General features: G+C 31.4%; 16 protein-coding genes. 7 read left to right on the top strand and 9 right to left on the bottom strand.

The window, feature by feature from the left end; genetic code table 11:
• Positions 1-12: 12 nt before the first annotated feature.
• Positions 13-1,038 (bottom strand): rod shape-determining protein, encoded by a 1,026-nt coding sequence (locus IM532_RS03395; RefSeq protein ID WP_194182045.1) that lies wholly within the window; start codon positions 1,036-1,038, stop codon positions 13-15.
• 165 nt (positions 1,039-1,203) lie between these two features.
• Complete coding sequence (sppA, locus tag IM532_RS03390) at positions 1,204-2,973, bottom strand: signal peptide peptidase SppA (RefSeq protein WP_194182044.1); 1,770 nt, start codon at positions 2,971-2,973, stop codon at positions 1,204-1,206.
• Between the two features lie 43 nt (positions 2,974-3,016).
• Between sppA and folK the strand changes: the two genes are divergently transcribed.
• Both folK and IM532_RS13805 read left to right on the top strand, forming a co-directional pair.
• Positions 3,017-3,412 carry a 2-amino-4-hydroxy-6-hydroxymethyldihydropteridine diphosphokinase gene (gene folK / locus IM532_RS03385; protein ID WP_317172982.1) on the top strand — a complete coding sequence of 132 codons (396 nt, stop codon included), beginning with the start codon at positions 3,017-3,019 and terminating at the stop codon, positions 3,410-3,412.
• A gap of 71 nt (positions 3,413-3,483) precedes the next feature.
• Positions 3,484-4,884: an OmpA family protein gene (locus tag IM532_RS13805; protein ID WP_194182042.1), complete on the top strand. Its 1,401-nt coding sequence runs from the start codon at positions 3,484-3,486 to the stop codon at positions 4,882-4,884.
• A gap of 92 nt (positions 4,885-4,976) precedes the next feature.
• Here IM532_RS13805 and IM532_RS03375 read toward each other — a convergent pair whose 3' ends face one another.
• Complete coding sequence (locus IM532_RS03375; protein ID WP_194182041.1) at positions 4,977-5,507, bottom strand: RNA methyltransferase; 531 nt, start codon at positions 5,505-5,507, stop codon at positions 4,977-4,979.
• Between the two features lie 79 nt (positions 5,508-5,586).
• Between IM532_RS03375 and mutS the strand changes: the two genes are divergently transcribed.
• The 5 genes from mutS to IM532_RS03350 all read left to right on the top strand — a co-directional run bounded on the left by mutS (position 5,587) and on the right by IM532_RS03350 (position 12,451).
• Positions 5,587-8,142, top strand: coding sequence for a DNA mismatch repair protein MutS (gene mutS, locus IM532_RS03370; RefSeq protein ID WP_194182040.1), 2,556 nt, complete (start codon positions 5,587-5,589; stop codon positions 8,140-8,142).
• 6 nt (positions 8,143-8,148) lie between these two features.
• Complete coding sequence (locus IM532_RS03365) at positions 8,149-8,949, top strand: M48 family metallopeptidase (RefSeq protein ID WP_194182039.1); 801 nt, start codon at positions 8,149-8,151, stop codon at positions 8,947-8,949.
• A 92-nt stretch (positions 8,950-9,041) separates the two neighbouring features.
• On the top strand, positions 9,042-10,943 hold the full coding sequence (gene acs, locus IM532_RS03360; RefSeq protein ID WP_194182038.1) for an acetate--CoA ligase: 1,902 nt from the start codon (positions 9,042-9,044) through the stop codon (positions 10,941-10,943).
• Positions 10,944-11,045: 102 nt separating this feature from the next.
• Complete coding sequence (locus tag IM532_RS03355; RefSeq protein ID WP_194182037.1) at positions 11,046-11,693, top strand: O-methyltransferase; 648 nt, start codon at positions 11,046-11,048, stop codon at positions 11,691-11,693.
• On the top strand, positions 11,690-12,451 hold the full coding sequence (locus IM532_RS03350; RefSeq protein ID WP_194182036.1) for a C40 family peptidase: 762 nt from the start codon (positions 11,690-11,692) through the stop codon (positions 12,449-12,451). The genes IM532_RS03355 and IM532_RS03350 overlap by 4 nt, the downstream gene beginning before the upstream one ends.
• A gap of 38 nt (positions 12,452-12,489) precedes the next feature.
• On the opposite strand, the gene IM532_RS03345 is transcribed toward IM532_RS03350, so the two are convergent.
• The 6 genes from IM532_RS03345 to IM532_RS03320 form a co-directional block, all read right to left on the bottom strand.
• Positions 12,490-13,041 (bottom strand): hypothetical protein, encoded by a 552-nt coding sequence (locus IM532_RS03345; protein WP_194182035.1) that lies wholly within the window; start codon positions 13,039-13,041, stop codon positions 12,490-12,492.
• A complete protein-coding gene (locus tag IM532_RS03340; protein WP_194182034.1) occupies positions 13,028-13,819 on the bottom strand; it encodes an alpha/beta fold hydrolase in 792 nt (263 codons plus the stop codon). The genes IM532_RS03345 and IM532_RS03340 overlap by 14 nt, the downstream gene beginning before the upstream one ends.
• A gap of 73 nt (positions 13,820-13,892) precedes the next feature.
• Positions 13,893-14,459 carry a guanylate kinase gene (gene gmk, locus IM532_RS03335; protein ID WP_194182033.1) on the bottom strand — a complete coding sequence of 189 codons (567 nt, stop codon included), beginning with the start codon at positions 14,457-14,459 and terminating at the stop codon, positions 13,893-13,895.
• Positions 14,460-14,468: 9 nt separating this feature from the next.
• Positions 14,469-15,329, bottom strand: coding sequence for a YicC/YloC family endoribonuclease (locus IM532_RS03330; RefSeq protein WP_228063642.1), 861 nt, complete (start codon positions 15,327-15,329; stop codon positions 14,469-14,471).
• A gap of 121 nt (positions 15,330-15,450) precedes the next feature.
• Entirely contained in the window at positions 15,451-16,683 is a 1,233-nt protein-coding gene (hutI, locus tag IM532_RS03325) for an imidazolonepropionase (RefSeq protein WP_194182032.1), read from the bottom strand.
• Between the two features lie 79 nt (positions 16,684-16,762).
• Entirely contained in the window at positions 16,763-17,815 is a 1,053-nt protein-coding gene (locus tag IM532_RS03320) for a DUF3078 domain-containing protein (protein WP_194182031.1), read from the bottom strand.
• Between the last annotated feature and the right edge of the window lie 9 nt (positions 17,816-17,824).

Below are 17,824 nucleotides of genomic sequence, written 5' to 3'. Positions count from 1 at the left end.
TTTAGTATTAATTTATTTCATTAAGAAAGTAAACTTGTCAATATTTTTTAAGGCAATTCCAGTACCACGTACAACTGCTCTTAATGGGTCATCAGCTAAGAATACAGGTAATCCTGTTTTTTTAGAAATACGTTGATCTAAACCTCTTAACATTGAACCTCCACCGGCCATGTAAATACCAGTATTATAAATATCAGCTGCTAACTCTGGAGGAGTTTGAGATAATGTTTCCATTACTCCGTCTTCAATACGTAAGATTGATTTATCCAATGCACGAGCAATTTCTTTATAATTTACAGTGATTTCTTTAGGTTTTCCGGTAATTAAATCACGTCCTTGTACAGGCATATCCTCTGGTGCATGCTCTAATTCTTCAACAGCGGCTCCAACTTCGATTTTTACACGTTCTGCAGTGCGTTCTCCGATATATAAATTGTGGTGAGTTCTTAAATAATATGCAATATCATTGGTGAAAACATCTCCAGCAATTTTTACAGATTTATCACATACAATACCACCCAAAGCTACAACAGCAATTTCTGTAGTACCTCCACCTATATCAATAATCATGTTACCTTTAGGTTGTTGGATGTCAATTCCAACTCCAATAGCAGCTGCCATTGGTTCGTAGATTAAACGAACATCTTTAGCATTCACTCTTGCACATGAATCTTTAACAGCACGTTTTTCAACTTCTGTAATTCCTGAAGGAATACAAATAACCATTCTAAGGGAAGGTGAAAATAATTTACCTTGAATACCAGGAATTTTTTTAATAAACTCTGTTAACATAAACTCCGAAGCTTCAAAATCGGCAATTACTCCGTCTTTTAAAGGTCTTATAGTTTTTATATCGTCATGAGTTTTTCCTTGCATGTGTTTTGCTTGTTCTCCAACAGCAATAACTTTATTTGTTCTTCTATGTATAGCGACAATTGAAGGACTATCTACAACTACTTTATTATTGTGAATAATTAAAGTATTCGCAGTCCCTAAATCGATTGCAATTTCTTGGGTAAAAAAATCGAATAATCCCATTTTTTAGATAATATTCTGGTCTTAAATTAACGAATTACAAAAGTATGATAAATTTTAGTCAAAATAAAAGAACTAACTATTATTTGGCAATAAAATTTCTGCTAAAGTATAAAGTTTTCACCAAAAAAAAAGGGTTAATGAATATTTAACCCTTTTTTATGTTTTTTAATATATTTTTACCTCAAAAGGCATCCTAGCTTGTATACCTTTTTGCTCATTCATTATTTTTAATTCCTGAAATATTTTAGCTGCATCAGTACCTAATTCTGATTGAATTCTTGCTTTAATATTATTACCTTGAATTTTTTCCATTAACTCTTCAAAGCTATCTTTTCTTTTAGGAAAAGACTCAGTACTATAAGATTCTATTTTTGCAAGTTTGGCTGCTTCTGCTAATGCATTATTTAATCCTCCAAATTCATCAATTAAACCAATTTCTTTGGCACTTGTTCCAGACCAAACTCTACCTCCTCCAATTTTATTAACTTGGTCAAAAGTCATTTTTCTATTTTTAGCAACATGATTTACAAATTTCTCATATACTAATACTACTGATTTTTGCATTAAACGTGTTGCATCATCTGATAAAGGATTAAATATAGATTTTAATTGATCTGCGTTTGCATTAGTTTTAACAACATCCGTAGTTACTCCAAAGCTATTTACAAGTTCTTTAGCATTAGGAATCATTCCGAATACTCCGATTGACCCTGTGATAGTATTTGGCTGTGCAAATATCTTGTCAGAATCTTGTGCAATATAATATCCACCTGATGCAGCAACATCTCCAAATGAAACTACAATTGGCATTGTCTTTTTTAAGCGGCTTAGCTCAAATAAAATTTCTTCTGATGCATTTGCACTTCCGCCTGGAGAGTTAACACGTAAAACTAAAGCCTTAATATTTTTATTTTTTTCAATTTCTCGAATAGCTTTTACATATGTTTTTGATTGGATTCCATCAAAGCCGTCACCTTCAGTAATCGTTCCTGAAGCGTATAAAACTGCAATTTTATTTGAATTATCATTACTATTTAATGTATTATAATAATCTTCAACACCAATAGTATATTTAGCTAATATTTCAGAATTAATTTTACTCTTATTAGTCTCTAAATTTAATTTTTTAAAGATAAAATCATCATATTCAGATTCTTGAATAATTTGGTCAAAAATCCTATGTTTTTTCCCAACTTCAGGTATATAAGAATATAAACTATCTGTAATTGTCTGAAAATTATTATCTGTAATTTTTCTTGATTTCGCAATGTCTTTTGAGATATTATTCCAAATATCTCCTAACATGACGTTAAGTTGCAATTTATTTTCTTCAGATAAATCAGTTCTGAAATATGGTTCAACAGCACTTTTAAATTCTCCATATCTGATGACTTGAAAATCTACACCATATTTATCTCCAGCATTTTTAAAGAACATTACTTCTGAGCTCATTCCTTGTAATAATACACCTCCTAAAGGATTTTGAAATACTGAATCAGCAACAGAGTTGATATAATAAGATAATTGGGTTGAATTATTAGAATATGAATAGACAAATTTTCCAGAAGTTTTAAAGTCTTCTAATGCTTTTCTCACTTCACTTGCTTGTGTTAATCCCCCTTTAAAGTTTTCAACTTTTAAGCTAATACCTTTAATATTGTCATCAGTTTTAGCATTTTCAATTGCTTTTAAAATATTATCTAAATAAAATGTAGATGGGGTTGAGATAGAAAATACAGATACTTCTTGATCCATACTACTTTCTAATATCGGTTCTTCAAACGTCAACTCAAGTACAGACCCTTTTTTTACTGAGGGTTTTACGCTAGAGATTGATGATATAATAATAAGTGCAAAAAGTAATAATCCAAATATGCTAAATGTGGCAATGTTCCCTACTATGGTAGATAATACTCTTCCTAAAAAATTTTTCATTTGGTCTAAATATGTATTTTTGTAGTATATGTCGAATAATATAGTGACTTTGTTACTAGGAACAAATCTTGGTGACAAAAATAGTAATTTAGAAATAGCGAGAAGTCTTATTACGAGCGAAATTGGTGAAATAATAAAATTTTCCAATATTTTAGAAAATGATGCTGAAGGTTTTACTACATCTAATTCTTTTTTGAATCAAAAGATTGAAGTTTCAACTGAATTTTCACCTATAGAAATGTTAAATATTGTTAAAAAAATTGAATATTCTATGGGCAGAATTTATGAAAAACCAAAGGAAGGGGAGTTGTATATTGATCGAATTATAGATATAGATATTTTGCGTTATAATAATATTTATTTTTTTTCAGATATACTAACTATTCCTCATAATCAAATATATACTAGAGATTTTATAAAAGATTTGAGTTTTATTTAAGATTTAATTAGAATATTTTATTATTTTTGTAGAATAAATCTTTTTAGTTTATACCGTAAATAATTTAACCTATGAAAAAATATCTATTAACATTTTCGTTGCTAAGTATATTTTCTTCTTTAGCTTTTGGGCAAACAGAGCAGAAAAGACACTTTAAAAATGAAGATAAAAAATTTAACGATTGGTCTGTTTCCGTTTATGGAGGAGGTAATTTAATCCAGAATTCTGATTTAGTAAGTTGGTCTAGCGGATGGTTCACACCAGGTTATGATTTACAATTTCAAATTAATAAACAAATATCTCATTCTTTCGGTTTATCGTTACAATATCAGTATGGTAATACCAGACAAAAAGGGCTGGTAGTTGATGAATTTCTTTCTGGTAAAAATGGATATGCATGGGGAAAAACGGAATATCACGGTATATCTTTGATGGGAGACTTAAATGTATCTAATCTTTGGAGAAGAGTAGACAATACTTCACAATTTAGATGGGCTTTACATGCTTATGCTGGGGCAGGAATATTAGGATATGATGCTACAAGAAATAATTATAATGGGAGTGGCAATGAATTCCGTACAATAACTAAACAAAGTTTAAATGATAAATCATTTTATTCTCAAGTTGGATTAGGTTTACGTCATAAATTAAGTAATAGATTTGATATCGAATTAAAAGCGATGTATGTAATGACTGGGGATGAAGAATTTGATGCTTCAGGAACTCCTTATCCAGGTCATTGGACTGCAGCTGATATGGAAGAAGGTCGTGATGATAATATGATGACTTTATCTTTAGGATTACATTATAAATTCGGAAAACATAAAGAAGCTTTACAATGGCATGCTCCAACAGGAAGTGCTGGAATTGGGCTATCAGATAATACATTATTTGAATGTGTGGACGCTGATGGTGATGGTGTATGTGATCAATGGGATAGATGTCTTGATACACCTCCTGGTGTAAGAGTTGATGGTTCTGGATGTTCTTTAGATTCTGATGGAGATGGAGTTCCAGATTCAGAAGATAAATGTCCAACAATTCCTGGACCTCCTACAAATGGTGGTTGTCCAGAGAAATTAGTACAAATTTCTGGTGATGAGGTAGCTCTATTAGTAACTTCTGCTTTAGAAGGGGTTGAATTTGATTATGACTCTGATCGTATACGAGAAGCTTCTTATGGAAAACTAAATAATGCTTACGAAGTATTGATTGCAAACCCAACTTATAAATTCTATGTAGAAGGTCATACAGATGCTGCTGGTGGAGTAGAATATAACCAAAAATTATCTGAAAGACGTGCTGCTTCTGTAATTCGTTATTTAGCTAATAAAGGAGTTGATACTTCAAATTTAGTTCCAGTAGGAAAAGGAAAATCTGAATTAAAACACGTAGAGTGTAATCCAGTTTCTAACTGTCCAGCTTGGAAAAACTTAGAAAATAGACGAGTAATTTTTAAAGAAATTAAATAATATCGTTTTAAAATAAATTTAAAAGCCTGAAGTTTTCTTCAGGCTTTTTTTATTGAATAAAATATTCAATTATATGTTTGATAATTGAAGGTTTATTTCATAAAACCTTCATACCATTTCCATAAAATAATACCGGTACACACGGAAACATTTAAGGAATGTTTAGTTCCTGATTGAGGGATTTCTATACATGTATTACATTGGTCTATGATACTTTGTTGTACACCATCTACTTCATTACCCATTACAATTGCGTATTTCTGTGAAGAATCAACTTTAAATTCATTTAATAAGACTGAACCTTCCGTTTGTTCAATTGTTATAATTTGATAACCTTCTTTTTTTAGGTTAATAACTAATTCATTCGCATCTTGGATATATTCCCAATCAACAGAATTTTCAGCACCAATAGCAGTTTTATGAATTTCCTTATGTGGAGGTGTAGCTGTAATTCCGCATAAATAGATTTTATCAATTAAGAATGCATCCGAAGTTCTAAATACGGCACCTACATTATGCATACTTCTAACATTGTCTAAAACGACCACTATAGGGTGTTTTTCAATTTCTTTATATTCATCAGCCGAAACACGACCTAATTCGTCTAATTTAAGTTTTCTCATCACTTCGAATTTATTTAACTTAGCCTTTCTAAAAGCATTATAATTGGCAAAAGTAATAAAGAATAAGGAAACTCCTCTAATGAAACAATATAACGCTATCAAGGCTAAATATCCTGATGCACTTTTATTGTTTAGAGTTGGAGATTTTTATGAGACATTTGGACAAGACGCCATAAAAAGTTCTCGAATTTTAGATATTGTTTTAACAAAAAGAGCAAATGGATCAGAAAATAGTGAATTAGCTGGTTTTCCTCATCATTCATTAAATACATATTTACCAAAATTAGTAAAAGCAGGACTACGTGTAGCGATTTGTGATCAATTAGAAGATCCTAAAATGGTAAAAGGTATTGTGAAACGTGGTGTTACAGAATTGGTAACACCAGGTGTTGCATTACAGGATGAAGTTTTGTCTTCTAAATCCAATAATTTTTTAATGTCCGTACACCAAGGAGATAAAACTTGCGGGATTGCGCTATTAGATGTTTCTACAGGAGAATTCTTAACTTCTGAAGGTCCAGAAGAACAAGTAGCCAAAATTATTCAGTCATTTAGGCCAAGCGAAGTTATATATCAAAAACGTGTAAAGTATAATTTTTCGGATGTTAAAAGTAAATTTTTACTAGACGATTGGGCTTTTCAATACGATTTTGCAATTGGAAAATTAACTTCTTTATTTAAAACCAAAAATTTAAAAGGATTTGGTATTGAAAATTTAAAAGAAGGTACAATTGCAGCGGGGGCAATTTTAGCTTATTTAGATGATACACATCATTTTGATATTCAACATATAACATCAATACAACGTCTTAGCCAGGATAGTTTCGTATGGATGGATCCTTTTACTATTAGAAATTTAGAATTGGTTTATTCGCCACATCCAAAAGGCGTTACGTTATTAAATGTCCTTGATAATACATGTACACCAATGGGTGCGCGTTTATTAAGTCGTTGGATGGTAATGGTTTTAAAAGATTTAAAGGCAATACAAAATCGTCAAAATATTGTTGAATATTTTGTTAAAGAAAATGATGTAAGATATAATTTAAGAGAAAAACTTAATCAATTAACAGACTTAGAACGGTTAGCTGGTAAAGTATCTACGGGAAAAATTACACCACGACAATTGCTACAATTAGGTCAAAGTTTATCAATCTCAAAAGAAATTAAAGACTTAGCAATAGATTCTCATATTAAAGAAATTGTAGATCTATTCAATAAAGTGGAAGATTTAAAGCCTTTAGTAGATCATCTTTTTAATATGCTAACGGATGAACCACCTCATCAAATCGTAAAGGGAAATGTTATTAGAGAAGGAGTTTCAGAGGAGCTAGATAAACTGAGAAAAATTCAATTTTCAGGAAAAGATTATCTGGATCAGATGTGTCAAAGAGAAATTGAACGAACAGGTATTACATCTTTAAAAATAGCATTTAATAATGTCTTTGGGTATTATATAGAAGTTAGAAATACGCACAAGGATAAAGTGCCTGAGGAATGGATTCGTAAACAAACTTTGGTGAATGCAGAACGATATATAACTGAAGAATTAAAAGAATACGAAACTCAAATTCTAGGCGCTGAAGAAAAAATATTAGCAATAGAAAATCAATTATTTATTGATTTGTTGCAGGAAATTATCACAAAATTATTACCAATTCAGCAAACAGCCAAGGCTATTGCTTATCTAGATGTTTTATCAAATTTTGCTGAAGTTGCTGAGAAAAATTCATATGTGAAACCTATCTTAAATGATTCATTTGAGATGAAAATTAAAGAAGGTCGTCATCCAGTTATAGAACAACAATTACCACTTGGTGAACAATACGTATCAAATAATGTAGAATTAAATCAAGTAGATCAACAAATTATTATGATTACCGGGCCTAATATGTCGGGTAAATCTGCCTTACTTCGTCAAACAGCCCTTATTATTTTATTGGCTCAGATGGGAAGTTTTGTTCCTGCTGACTATGCCGAAATAGGAATTATAGATAAAGTCTTTACTCGTGTTGGGGCTTCTGATAACATATCTTCCGGAGAATCAACTTTTATGGTTGAGATGAATGAAACGGCGAGTATTTTAAATAATATTTCGGAACGAAGTTTGATTTTGTTGGATGAAATTGGACGTGGAACATCTACTTATGATGGAATCTCGATTGCATGGGCAATTGCAGAGTTTCTGCATCAAAGTAATTTAAAGCCAAAGACATTGTTTGCTACACATTATCATGAATTAAATGAAATGTGTAAATCAATGGAACGAATTAAGAATTTTAATGTAAGTATCAAAGAAACTAAAGATACAATCTTATTCTTAAGAAAATTAGTTCCAGGCGGTAGTGAGCATAGTTTTGGAATTCATGTAGCTAAAATGGCAGGTATGCCACCTAAAGTTGTAAAGCGTGCGAATGATGTTTTAAAAGTTCTAGAACAATCCAAAACGGATGAAGGGATATCTAATAAAACAGAAAAGATAACTGAAGAAAGTATGCAGCTAAGCTTTTTTCAATTGGATGATCCAATATTAGAGTCAATTCGTGAAGAAATTATGAATACAGACATCAATACATTAACGCCTGTTGAAGCGTTGATGAAATTAAATGATATTAAAAAGAAACTTGGTAAATAAAATACTATGAAAAAAATACTATTAGCGTTAGGAGCGTGTGCTATGTTTGTAGCATGTACAACGAATGCCGTAACAGGTAGAAAAGGAATTAATTTAGTTTCAAATGCAACAATTTTCCCTCAATCTTTTACCCAATATCAAGAAGTTTTAAAATCTGCTCAAGTAGAAACAGGAACAACTAATGCAAAATTAGTGCAAACGGTAGGGGAAAGAATTAAATATGCTGCGGATAAATATTATGCTGAGAAAGGGATTTCATCTCAATTAGATGGTTACCAATGGGAATTTAAATTATTAAAAGCAAACGAAGTAAATGCATGGTGTATGCCTGGTGGTAAAGTTGCTGTATATACAGGAATTTTACCAATTACAAAAGATGCAAATGGATTAGCGGTAGTGATGGGACATGAAATTGGCCATGCGTTAGCTAACCACTCAGCAGAACAAATGTCTCAACAATATGGTATGAGTGTTTTAGGATCTGTAGTAGGATCAGCAGCTGGTAATACGTCATGGGGATCGGCTTTCGAACAATATTATCCAGTGGTAGGTCAAGTAGGAATGCTAAATTATTCTCGTAAAATGGAATTAGATGCTGATTTAACAGGATTATATTTAATGGCAATGGCTGGTTATGATCCTTCAGCAGCTATTCCTTTCTGGGAAAGAATGTCACAAGCTGGTTCAGGTGGTACAGTTGAATTTTTAAGCACTCACCCTTCAGATGCTACGCGTATTGCTAAAATCAAAGAAGCTTTACCAACAGCTATGGCTTATTATAATGCAAGTCCATATAAAGGAAAATAGAATGTAATTTATTCATATATAAATATTAAAAGGATTAATTTGATAAATTGATCCTTTTTTTTTATTTTTAATTGAAACCACAAAATTTAAAAATGAATAACTTAAGAATTAATTCTTTTTCTGAATATAAGAAAGCATATAAAGAAAGTATTGAAAATCCTGAAATGTTTTGGGATAACATAGCTGAAAATTTTTTATGGAAAAAAAAATGGAATAATACATTAGAATTTGATTTCTCTAAATCAGAATTTAAATGGTTTAAAGAAGGGAAATTAAACATTACAGAAAATGTTTTAGACCGTCATCTTGAAAAGAATGGAAATAAAACTGCAATAATCTGGGAACCTAATAATCCATTAGAAGAAACTCGAATTATTACTTATCGACAACTGCATGCAAAAGTTTGTCAATTTGCCAATGTATTAAAAAATAATGGGATTCAGAAAGGAGATCGTGTGTGTATTTATATGCCAATGATACCAGAATTAGCGATTGCTATGCTGGCTTGTGCAAGAATAGGAGCAGTCCATTCTATTGTTTTTGCAGGTTTTTCTTCAGCAGCAATTGCTTCTCGCATTAATGATGCACAGTGTAAATTAATTGTAACGGCAAATGAGGTATACCGTGGAGAGAAACCAATAAATCTTAAACATATCGTAGATGAAGCCTTAAAAGATTGTCCATCAATTCAAACTTGTATTGTATATCGTAGAGAATTAGAACCTACAATGATGGTAGGAGGAAGAGATAAATTCTGGATAGATGAAATGGCCAAAGCATCTAAAGATTGCCTAGCTGAAGAAATGGATGCAGAAGATCCTCTTTTTATCTTATACACTTCAGGTTCTACAGGTAAACCGAAAGGAATGGTACATACAACTGCTGGATATATGATACAAACAGCTTATAGTTTTGATAATGTATTTCAAATGCAACCAGAGGATATATATTGGTGTACCGCAGATATAGGATGGATTACTGGGCATAGTTACATAATATATGGGCCACTTGCTTGTGGTGCAACTACAGTTATGTTTGAAGGAATTCCTAGTTACCCGGATTTTGGAAGATTTTGGGAAATTGTTGAAAAATTAAAAGTCACACATTTTTATACTGCTCCAACTGCTATTCGATCTTTGGCAAAAGAATCACTAGATTATGTTTTAAAATATGATTTATCAAGTCTTAAAGTTTTAGGCTCTGTTGGTGAACCAATCAATCAAGAAGCTTGGCATTGGTACAATGATTATGTGGGGAAAGGAAATTGCCCTATTGTAGATACTTGGTGGCAAACAGAAACTGGTTCAATTATGATTTCTCCATTAGCCGGAATTACCTCTACACGCCCAACTTTCGCTACACTTCCCTTACCTGGAATCCAATTAGCCCTAATGGACGAAAATGGGCAAGAAATTGTAACTTCTGCCGAAAAATCTGAAGGAAGGCTAACCATTAAATTTCCTTGGCCATCAATGGCAAGAACTGTATATGGAGACCATCAACGTTATATAGAAACATATTTTTCTACTTTTAAAAATGCATATTTTACAGGCGATGGAGCGTACCGTGATGCAATGGGATATTACCGTATTACCGGTAGAGTGGATGATGTAGTCATTGTTTCGGGTCATAATTTGGGAACTGCACCAATAGAAAATGCGATTAATGAACATGATGCTGTTGTGGAAAGTGCTGTTGTAGGATTTCCTCATGATATTAAAGGGAATGCGCTATATGCATTTGTCATTTTATACGATGATCAAAATCCATCAGAACAATTAATTAAAGAAATAAAAGATGAGGTTTCTAAATCCATTGGAGCGATTGCTAAGCCAGATAAAATTCAGTTTGTAAAAGGTTTACCTAAAACTAGAAGCGGAAAAATTATGCGACGTATATTACGCAAAATAGCTTCAAATGAAACTGATTTTGGTGATACGTCTACTTTATTAAATCCAGAAATCGTTCAAGATATTGAAAAAGGAAAATTATAATATCAAAAATTAAGATTAATCTTTAATAATTCGTGCAGAATAGCTAATTTATACTCGTTATTCTGTACGAATTATTTATTTTTGTAGACTTTTTTAGACGGTATGATCAATATTTCACCAATTTTAGAAACTTATTTAGACAATCACGCAAATCAAGAACCTGATATTTTAGCACGCTTACGTGTTGAAACTTATCAGTGTACAACGCAACCTCATATGATTTCAGGAGAATATCAGGGACGTTTATTGAGTATTTTATCTAAAATTTTATTTCCAAAAACAATTTTAGAATTAGGTACTTTCACTGGTTATGCGACACTTTGTTTGGCTGAAGGGCTGCTAGAAGGTGGAAAAATCATTACAATGGATAAAAATGATGAACTTGAATATTTGTGTCGTAAATATTTTGATGAATCAGAATTTGCAGATAAAATTGATTTTCGTGTAAATGATGCACGCGAAGAATTAAACACAATTGAGCCAAACTCAGTTGATTTAGCATTTATTGATGCAGACAAAGAGTCTTATCCGTATTATTTTGAAAAAGTGTTAGAACTTTTACGACCAGGTGGAGTGATGTTAGTTGATAATGTACTTTGGTATGGAAAAGTAATGATGGTGGAAGAAGATAAAAAAGATCCTTCAACAAAAATTCTAAAAGAGTTTAATGATATGGTTACAGCTGATGAGCGAGTAGATTCTATCATTTTACCTATTAGGGATGGTATCACTTTAATCCGAAAAAAATGAAATTTGCCATCTGTCAAGTAAGTGTTTCTCCATTAAGAGCTCAAGCAGCTGATTCTTCTGAAATGGTGAGCCAAGTTTTATTTGGTGAAAAAGTTGAAATTTTAGAAGAATTAGAAAAGTGGTCCAAAATAAGATTAGCATATGATGGCTATGAGGGATGGGTTGACCCAAAGCAATTTTTAATTATTTCTGATGAAGAATATAACAGAGATTGCATTGATAAATATGCAATTAATGCTTACAATCAAGCTTCCGAAAATGGGTTACCATTTACCTTGACTTTGGGTGCAGAACTACGTGCTTTAAAAGATAATAAAATACGAATAGGCGAGAAGTGTTTTGAATATTATGGAGTGTATACTTCTGCTCATAAATCAAAAGAACAATTGGTAGATCTTGCAAAGTTGTATTTAAATGTTCCTTATTTGTGGGGAGGGAAATCTACTTTTGGTATTGATTGTTCTGGTTTTACACAACAAGTGTATAAATTAGGCGGATATCAATTGCCGAGAGATGCCTATCAACAAGCAGAACTAGGAGAAGTGCTAAGTTTTGTAGAAGAAGCAGAGCCTGGTGATTTGGCATTTTTTGATAATGCAGATGGAAAAATTATTCATGTCGGAATTATTCTACGAGATTATAAAATTATTCATGCACATGGGAAAGTTAGAATTGATCCATTTGATTCGAATGGAATTTTTAATACCGATTCTCAGAAATATTCTCATAAATTACGATTTATTAAGAAAATTATATAAAATAGAAAAGCCACTTCAAACGAAGTGGCTTTTCTATTTTATTCAATTGTATATACAATTTTTTCCCCGTGATAAGGTTTTATATCCGCCAAAAGTATTTCATCTTTCATCGCGTCAGTTGTAGTATATCTAATTCCTATTTCACAATTGTTGTTTTCGTTTTTAGCATAATCTACTCGAATCATTTTTGTTGTTTTTGATTCTATAATTCCTACTTCAAAATTTTGACAACCTGTAATAAATACATTTTTTATTGTTTCTTCGGATTTATTTTTCACAATTATTAATGAACTATTAGCCAATTTACATCCAAAAATGGTGAAAATAACCAATATAACCATCGTAAAAATATTCCATAAAATAGTATTGGATGTTTCTTTAGGACTAAATTTTTCACGATTTGCAGTAATTAAATCACTCACTAGAATTGTGAGAACAATAAGAAAAATACCAATGCCAAAAAATATTCCACCAATCATCAAAGACTGATCATACGTAAAATAATATCCTAATAAAAAGATTAATCCACTGATAAGTGTTCCTATAGTAATTTTCTTAGCTAAACGTATATTGTTGTTATAAAGTTTCATTATAATTAATTTCTTGAGATATAAATTGAGTTACTTGTTCTATAATAAATTCTGGTTTTTCTTTATGTGGATTATGTCCACATTCGGGGACTAAAAAATCTATCACTTTTGAAGTTACATTTTTCTTGATTTTTTCTACTTGTTCCATCGTTCCAAACTCATCATTTTCACCTTGAAAAATTAAAACAGGAGCTTGAATAGATTTAATTTCCTTTTCGATATTCCAATCTTTGTAAGTGGGATTTAGCCAAGTCTCGATCCACATCTTAAATAATTTAGCTGTTTTATCGCCATGATATTTAGCCACACGCTCTTTTAGGTTTGTAGTTTCTAATTGATATTGGGCATTTTTAATTCCGTCAAGCGTTACGTTTTCAACAAAAACATGCACACCTTCCACTATCGTTCCTAAAACATATTCAGCATATTTAGCAGCATACAATAAAGATATTGTAGCACCATCGCTATGTCCAAATAAGATCACGTTTTTTAGATTGAGGTGAGTAATGATTTTATGTAAAGTATCAGCCTCAATTTCTAAGTAATTAGTTGGACGTGCGGTCATCTGAAATGGAGATGATTCTCCATGACCTTCACGATCATATACTAAGATATTACAGTTGGTGGATTTGCTGACTTGTAAAGGAAAATCTCGCCATAATTTTACACTTCCTAAGGAATCATGTAAAAATAATATCGTAGGACGATTGGGAGATATTATATCCTGTTGGATATGATAAGTGAGTCCATCAATTTCGATAAAATCTGAGTGTAACATGTATAGATTTTGTGAGTTTCAGGACGAAGATAAAAAAAGACGTTCAATTTAGTAGAACGTCTTTCGTTATTTATTATGAGATAAAATTCTGAATAATCTCGATTGTTTCTTTTTTTGCAGTATCTAAATCATCATTCATTAAGATTATATCAAATTTAGGTGCAGTTTCCATCTCGATTCCCGCTTTATCAATACGTTGTTTTAATTTTTCTTCACTTTCGGTATTACGAGAAATTAAACGTTCTTTTAAAGTTTCTAAAGATGGTGGGTGTACAAATACAGTAAGACATTGCTCTGCGTAAATTTTTTTGATATTCAATCCTCCGATAACATCAATATCAAAAACGACAGATTTTCCACTTTCAGTAATTCGTTCTACTTCCGACTTTAATGTACCGTAAAAGTTATTTGTATACACTTCTTCGTATTCTACAAATTCGTCGTTAGCAATTTTTTCTTTAAATTCTTCTGGAGTAATATAGTAGTAATCTTTACCGTCTACTTCTCCTTCTCTTTTGTCACGTGTTGTACAAGAAATAGAAAATTGAATGTTATCTAATGTTTCTAAAGCATGTTTTACCAACGTCGTTTTTCCAGCGCCAGATGGTGCAGAGAATACGATTAATTTTCCTTTATTCATTTTAATGAACTATAAAATGTTTAATGATTGTTCTTTTATTTTCTCTAATTCATCTTTCATCTGAACTACAATTTTTTGCATTTCTGAATGATTCGATTTTGAACCTAACGTATTAATTTCACGACCAATTTCTTGTGAAATAAAGCCTAGTTTTTTCCCGTTTGATCCAGCTTCGTGAATTTCTTTGATAAAGTATTCACAATTATTTTTAAGACGAACTTTTTCTTCCGTAATATCTAATTTCTCAAAAAAGTAGATTAATTCTTGCTCATAACGATTTTGGTCGATATCTGCTTTTGCATCTTCTAATTTTTTATTAAATCGGTCTTTAATTGTTTCGATACGTTCACCTTCAAAAGGCTCAACTAAAGTTAAGTTATGAAGAATTTTTTCTACATAAGAAATTAATTCTTTCTCTAAAACTTTTCCTTCATCTTGGCGGTAAGTATTTAATGCATTTACAGCTTCCAGAATCGTTTCTCTAATTGCATTCCATTCCTCTGTTGATAAATCATCTTGCGAATAATTCATTACATCAGGCATGCGCATAACAACTGGCAATAAATCTGCTTCTGTTACATCGGGCGTAATTTTCTTGAAATCTGCAATATAACTTTTGATTAATTCTGCATTCAATTTTTGTGTACGAGCGGCAGGATTTAATTCTACCATCATCATAAAATCAACTTTACCGCGTTGAATTTTTTCAGAGATAATGTTTCGAACTTCAAGTTCTTTTTCTCTGTAAAAAGAAGGAATTCTAGTATTTAAATCTAACGTTTTACTATTTAAAGAGCGAACCTCTATTGTTACTTTTTTTTCAGGTAATTCTAATACAGCTTTACCATATCCTGTCATTGATGCGATCATAAAATCGAAATATTATATGATGTAAAATTACGATAAATAATAATAACCTTTTCAGGATAAGTTTATTTTGTTAAAATTAAAAAGAACCATTTCATCAAATGATTCTTTTTAATAATGGTATTTATTTTGAATGAATTAAATTTCCATTTTTCCACACATTTTCAGGTTCAAGTTGACCTTGGTGATAAATTATATTTTGAAAATTTGAGGTTGGAAAACTTATAAAATCTGCTTTCATGTCTTTTGTTAGAATTCCTCGATCTGAAAGATCTAATGCTTTTGCAGCACGATAAGTGATCGCAGCCAAGACTTCTGCTGAAGATAATTTCTGAAAAGTAGCTAAGATAGATGCTTGGGTCAATAAATCCCCCATAGGTGCAGAGCCTGGATTCCAATCCGATGCAATGGAAACACAGCAACCTGCATCTAATAATTGGCGGGCTGGTGCATATTGCATACCTAACCCAATCGATGCGCCAGGCAATACCGTTGCAACCACATCTGATTGTGCTAAATATGCTACTTCTTTTTCTCCAGAAAATTCTAAGTGATCAGCGCTTAATGCATTGTATTTAATTGCTAATTCGCTTCCTCCCGAAGTAAATTGGTCTGCATGTATAGTAATTTGAAAACCTTGTTTTTTTGCTTCGTTCAAATAATAATCACCTTCTTCAACTGAAAAGGCAGATTGTTCCACAAATATATCGATACGGTTAGCTAATTTGTCTGCTTTAATTTTAGGGAAGACTTCACTTACAAGTTGCTCTAAATATTCTTTGTTCGTTCCATTAAAATCCTTGGCTTTCATATGTGCTCCAAGAAAAGTAGGAATTAAATCAATTTCGCATTCTTGATTTGCAAGATTTATACCTTCTAACATTTTTAATTCTCCATCAATAGATAATGCATAACCACTTTTAACTTCTGCTGTTGTTGTCCCTTTTCTAATTAGTTTTTCAACATTCTTTAAGGTAATATCTTTTAAATCATCCGCTGTTTTCGCACGAGTTTGCTGAACTGTAGACCAAATTCCACCACCACTTTCAGCAATTTCTAAATATGTTTTACCATTTAAACGCATTGCAAAATCTTTGGCGCGATTTCCTCCGAAACAAATATGTGTGTGTGAATCGATAAATCCAGGTAGTAAAACTTGTTCTGTTTCAATCTTTTCAACTTCAGCAGTTGGAAATTTTTGAATTAATTCTTGAAAATTATCTACTGCAAGAATTATATCGTTTTCAATTAATATTCCTCCATCTGTAATTATTTCTAATTGTTCGTCTTTTAATTTACCTTTTAAAGGTAAATTGGCTAGTGTAAGTATTTGTGCGAAAGGGCCAATGATTTTCATAGAATTGTGATTTTGTTTAGACAATTCTACAAAAAAATTAGGCAAATAAAAAACCTGCTTATAGAAAGCAGGTTAAGAATTATTGTATAATTAATTTGGTTTGATTTAAAAGTGGTTCATCTTTGAGGATAAATGTATTCTTAGTAATTTCCTTTTGATGATCTAAAGTTTCTAAAATTGGTTGTTCATGAATGATGTTTAAAGCAGTTGTTTCTTCTTTAGGTTTGTTATCAAATTTATAATTGAAACCAATTCCTAAAGTTTGTTTTACTTGGGTTTTCATGATTTGGTTTTCATCATATAATAAATTTACTGCAACCTGTGCTGATACAAATCTGTTTACTTTAAAATCTAATAGACCCCAATAAGCAATGTCCATATTTTGTGGTTTGTCGAGATAATTTGCAAAAATACCTAAGCGATTATCGTAAGAAATTCCTTCCATAATCTGAAATTTGTATCGAGCACCTAGATAAGCACCCAATTCGAAAAATGAAGAATCGCCATCATTTTTTAAACCATAGGAACCTTTTGTTTGCAAATCCTCATCTAATACAAAAGTAACACGCGTGGTAAGTGGATGAATATTAACTTGGAAATTATCATTAGGTTTATAATCCACACCCAGACCAAAACTTAAGTAGGCAGGTGCCATAAAGTTTGAAATTTTTGTATTTGGAGTAGTAGCATAGTCATAACCCGAAGAAAATTGGGTTTTAAAATTCATAGCAGCTGCTAGAAACCAATTATTACCAATGTTATATCCATATGAAGAATTAAGATCTATAATATCATTATTTTTACGTGTGTCTTCGTCCTTATTAGCTTGAATTCCGTAAGCTAATAAAATGCGGTTATCCCAAATATGTTTCCCTTGCGTTAAGTTGAATTCATAATCTACATTTGCATTTAACGCGAATGAATTGACACCACCTGCCATCCAATTAGAAAATGCACTTTGTGAAAATAATAAAGAATTATTTCCCATTATAAGCCAGCCTTCAGTACGGCCATCTAGTTTTTTTTCTTTTAGAAATCGTTGACTGTCGGTAGATACATTTCCGTCTTTTACAGTTTGTGCATAACTATAAGAGGAAAATGCTACGCATAAAATAATTAGAACTTTTTTCATATAGGTTGG

The sequence above is a fragment of the Faecalibacter rhinopitheci genome (assembly GCF_015234135.1).
Classification (GTDB): domain Bacteria; phylum Bacteroidota; class Bacteroidia; order Flavobacteriales; family Weeksellaceae; genus Empedobacter; species Empedobacter rhinopitheci.
The sequence above is the reverse complement of the archived record's forward strand: the minus strand, read 5'-3'. Positions and strand labels throughout refer to the sequence as shown.

What these genes read in the sequence shown, in the direction of transcription:
- IM532_RS03350 (WP_194182036.1), top strand. Translation starts at nt 11,690, where the DNA reads ATGAAATTTGCCATCTGTCAAGTAAGTGTTTCTCCATTAAGAGCTCAA.
- IM532_RS03330 (WP_228063642.1), bottom strand. Translation starts at nt 15,329, where the DNA reads ATGATCGCATCAATGACAGGATATGGTAAAGCTGTATTAGAATTACCT.
- IM532_RS03320 (WP_194182031.1), bottom strand. Translation starts at nt 17,815, where the DNA reads ATGAAAAAAGTTCTAATTATTTTATGCGTAGCATTTTCCTCTTATAGT.
- IM532_RS03375 (WP_194182041.1), bottom strand. Translation starts at nt 5,507, where the DNA reads ATGAGAAAACTTAAATTAGACGAATTAGGTCGTGTTTCGGCTGATGAA.
- acs (WP_194182038.1), top strand. Translation starts at nt 9,042, where the DNA reads ATGAATAACTTAAGAATTAATTCTTTTTCTGAATATAAGAAAGCATAT.
- gmk (WP_194182033.1), bottom strand. Translation starts at nt 14,459, where the DNA reads ATGAATAAAGGAAAATTAATCGTATTCTCTGCACCATCTGGCGCTGGA.
- IM532_RS13805 (WP_194182042.1), top strand. Translation starts at nt 3,484, where the DNA reads ATGAAAAAATATCTATTAACATTTTCGTTGCTAAGTATATTTTCTTCT.
- IM532_RS03355 (WP_194182037.1), top strand. Translation starts at nt 11,046, where the DNA reads ATGATCAATATTTCACCAATTTTAGAAACTTATTTAGACAATCACGCA.
- hutI (WP_194182032.1), bottom strand. Translation starts at nt 16,683, where the DNA reads ATGAAAATCATTGGCCCTTTCGCACAAATACTTACACTAGCCAATTTA.
- mutS (WP_194182040.1), top strand. Translation starts at nt 5,587, where the DNA reads ATGAAACAATATAACGCTATCAAGGCTAAATATCCTGATGCACTTTTA.
- IM532_RS03365 (WP_194182039.1), top strand. Translation starts at nt 8,149, where the DNA reads ATGAAAAAAATACTATTAGCGTTAGGAGCGTGTGCTATGTTTGTAGCA.
- IM532_RS03395 (WP_194182045.1), bottom strand. Translation starts at nt 1,038, where the DNA reads ATGGGATTATTCGATTTTTTTACCCAAGAAATTGCAATCGATTTAGGG.
- sppA (WP_194182044.1), bottom strand. Translation starts at nt 2,973, where the DNA reads ATGAAAAATTTTTTAGGAAGAGTATTATCTACCATAGTAGGGAACATT.
- IM532_RS03345 (WP_194182035.1), bottom strand. Translation starts at nt 13,041, where the DNA reads ATGAAACTTTATAACAACAATATACGTTTAGCTAAGAAAATTACTATA.
- IM532_RS03340 (WP_194182034.1), bottom strand. Translation starts at nt 13,819, where the DNA reads ATGTTACACTCAGATTTTATCGAAATTGATGGACTCACTTATCATATC.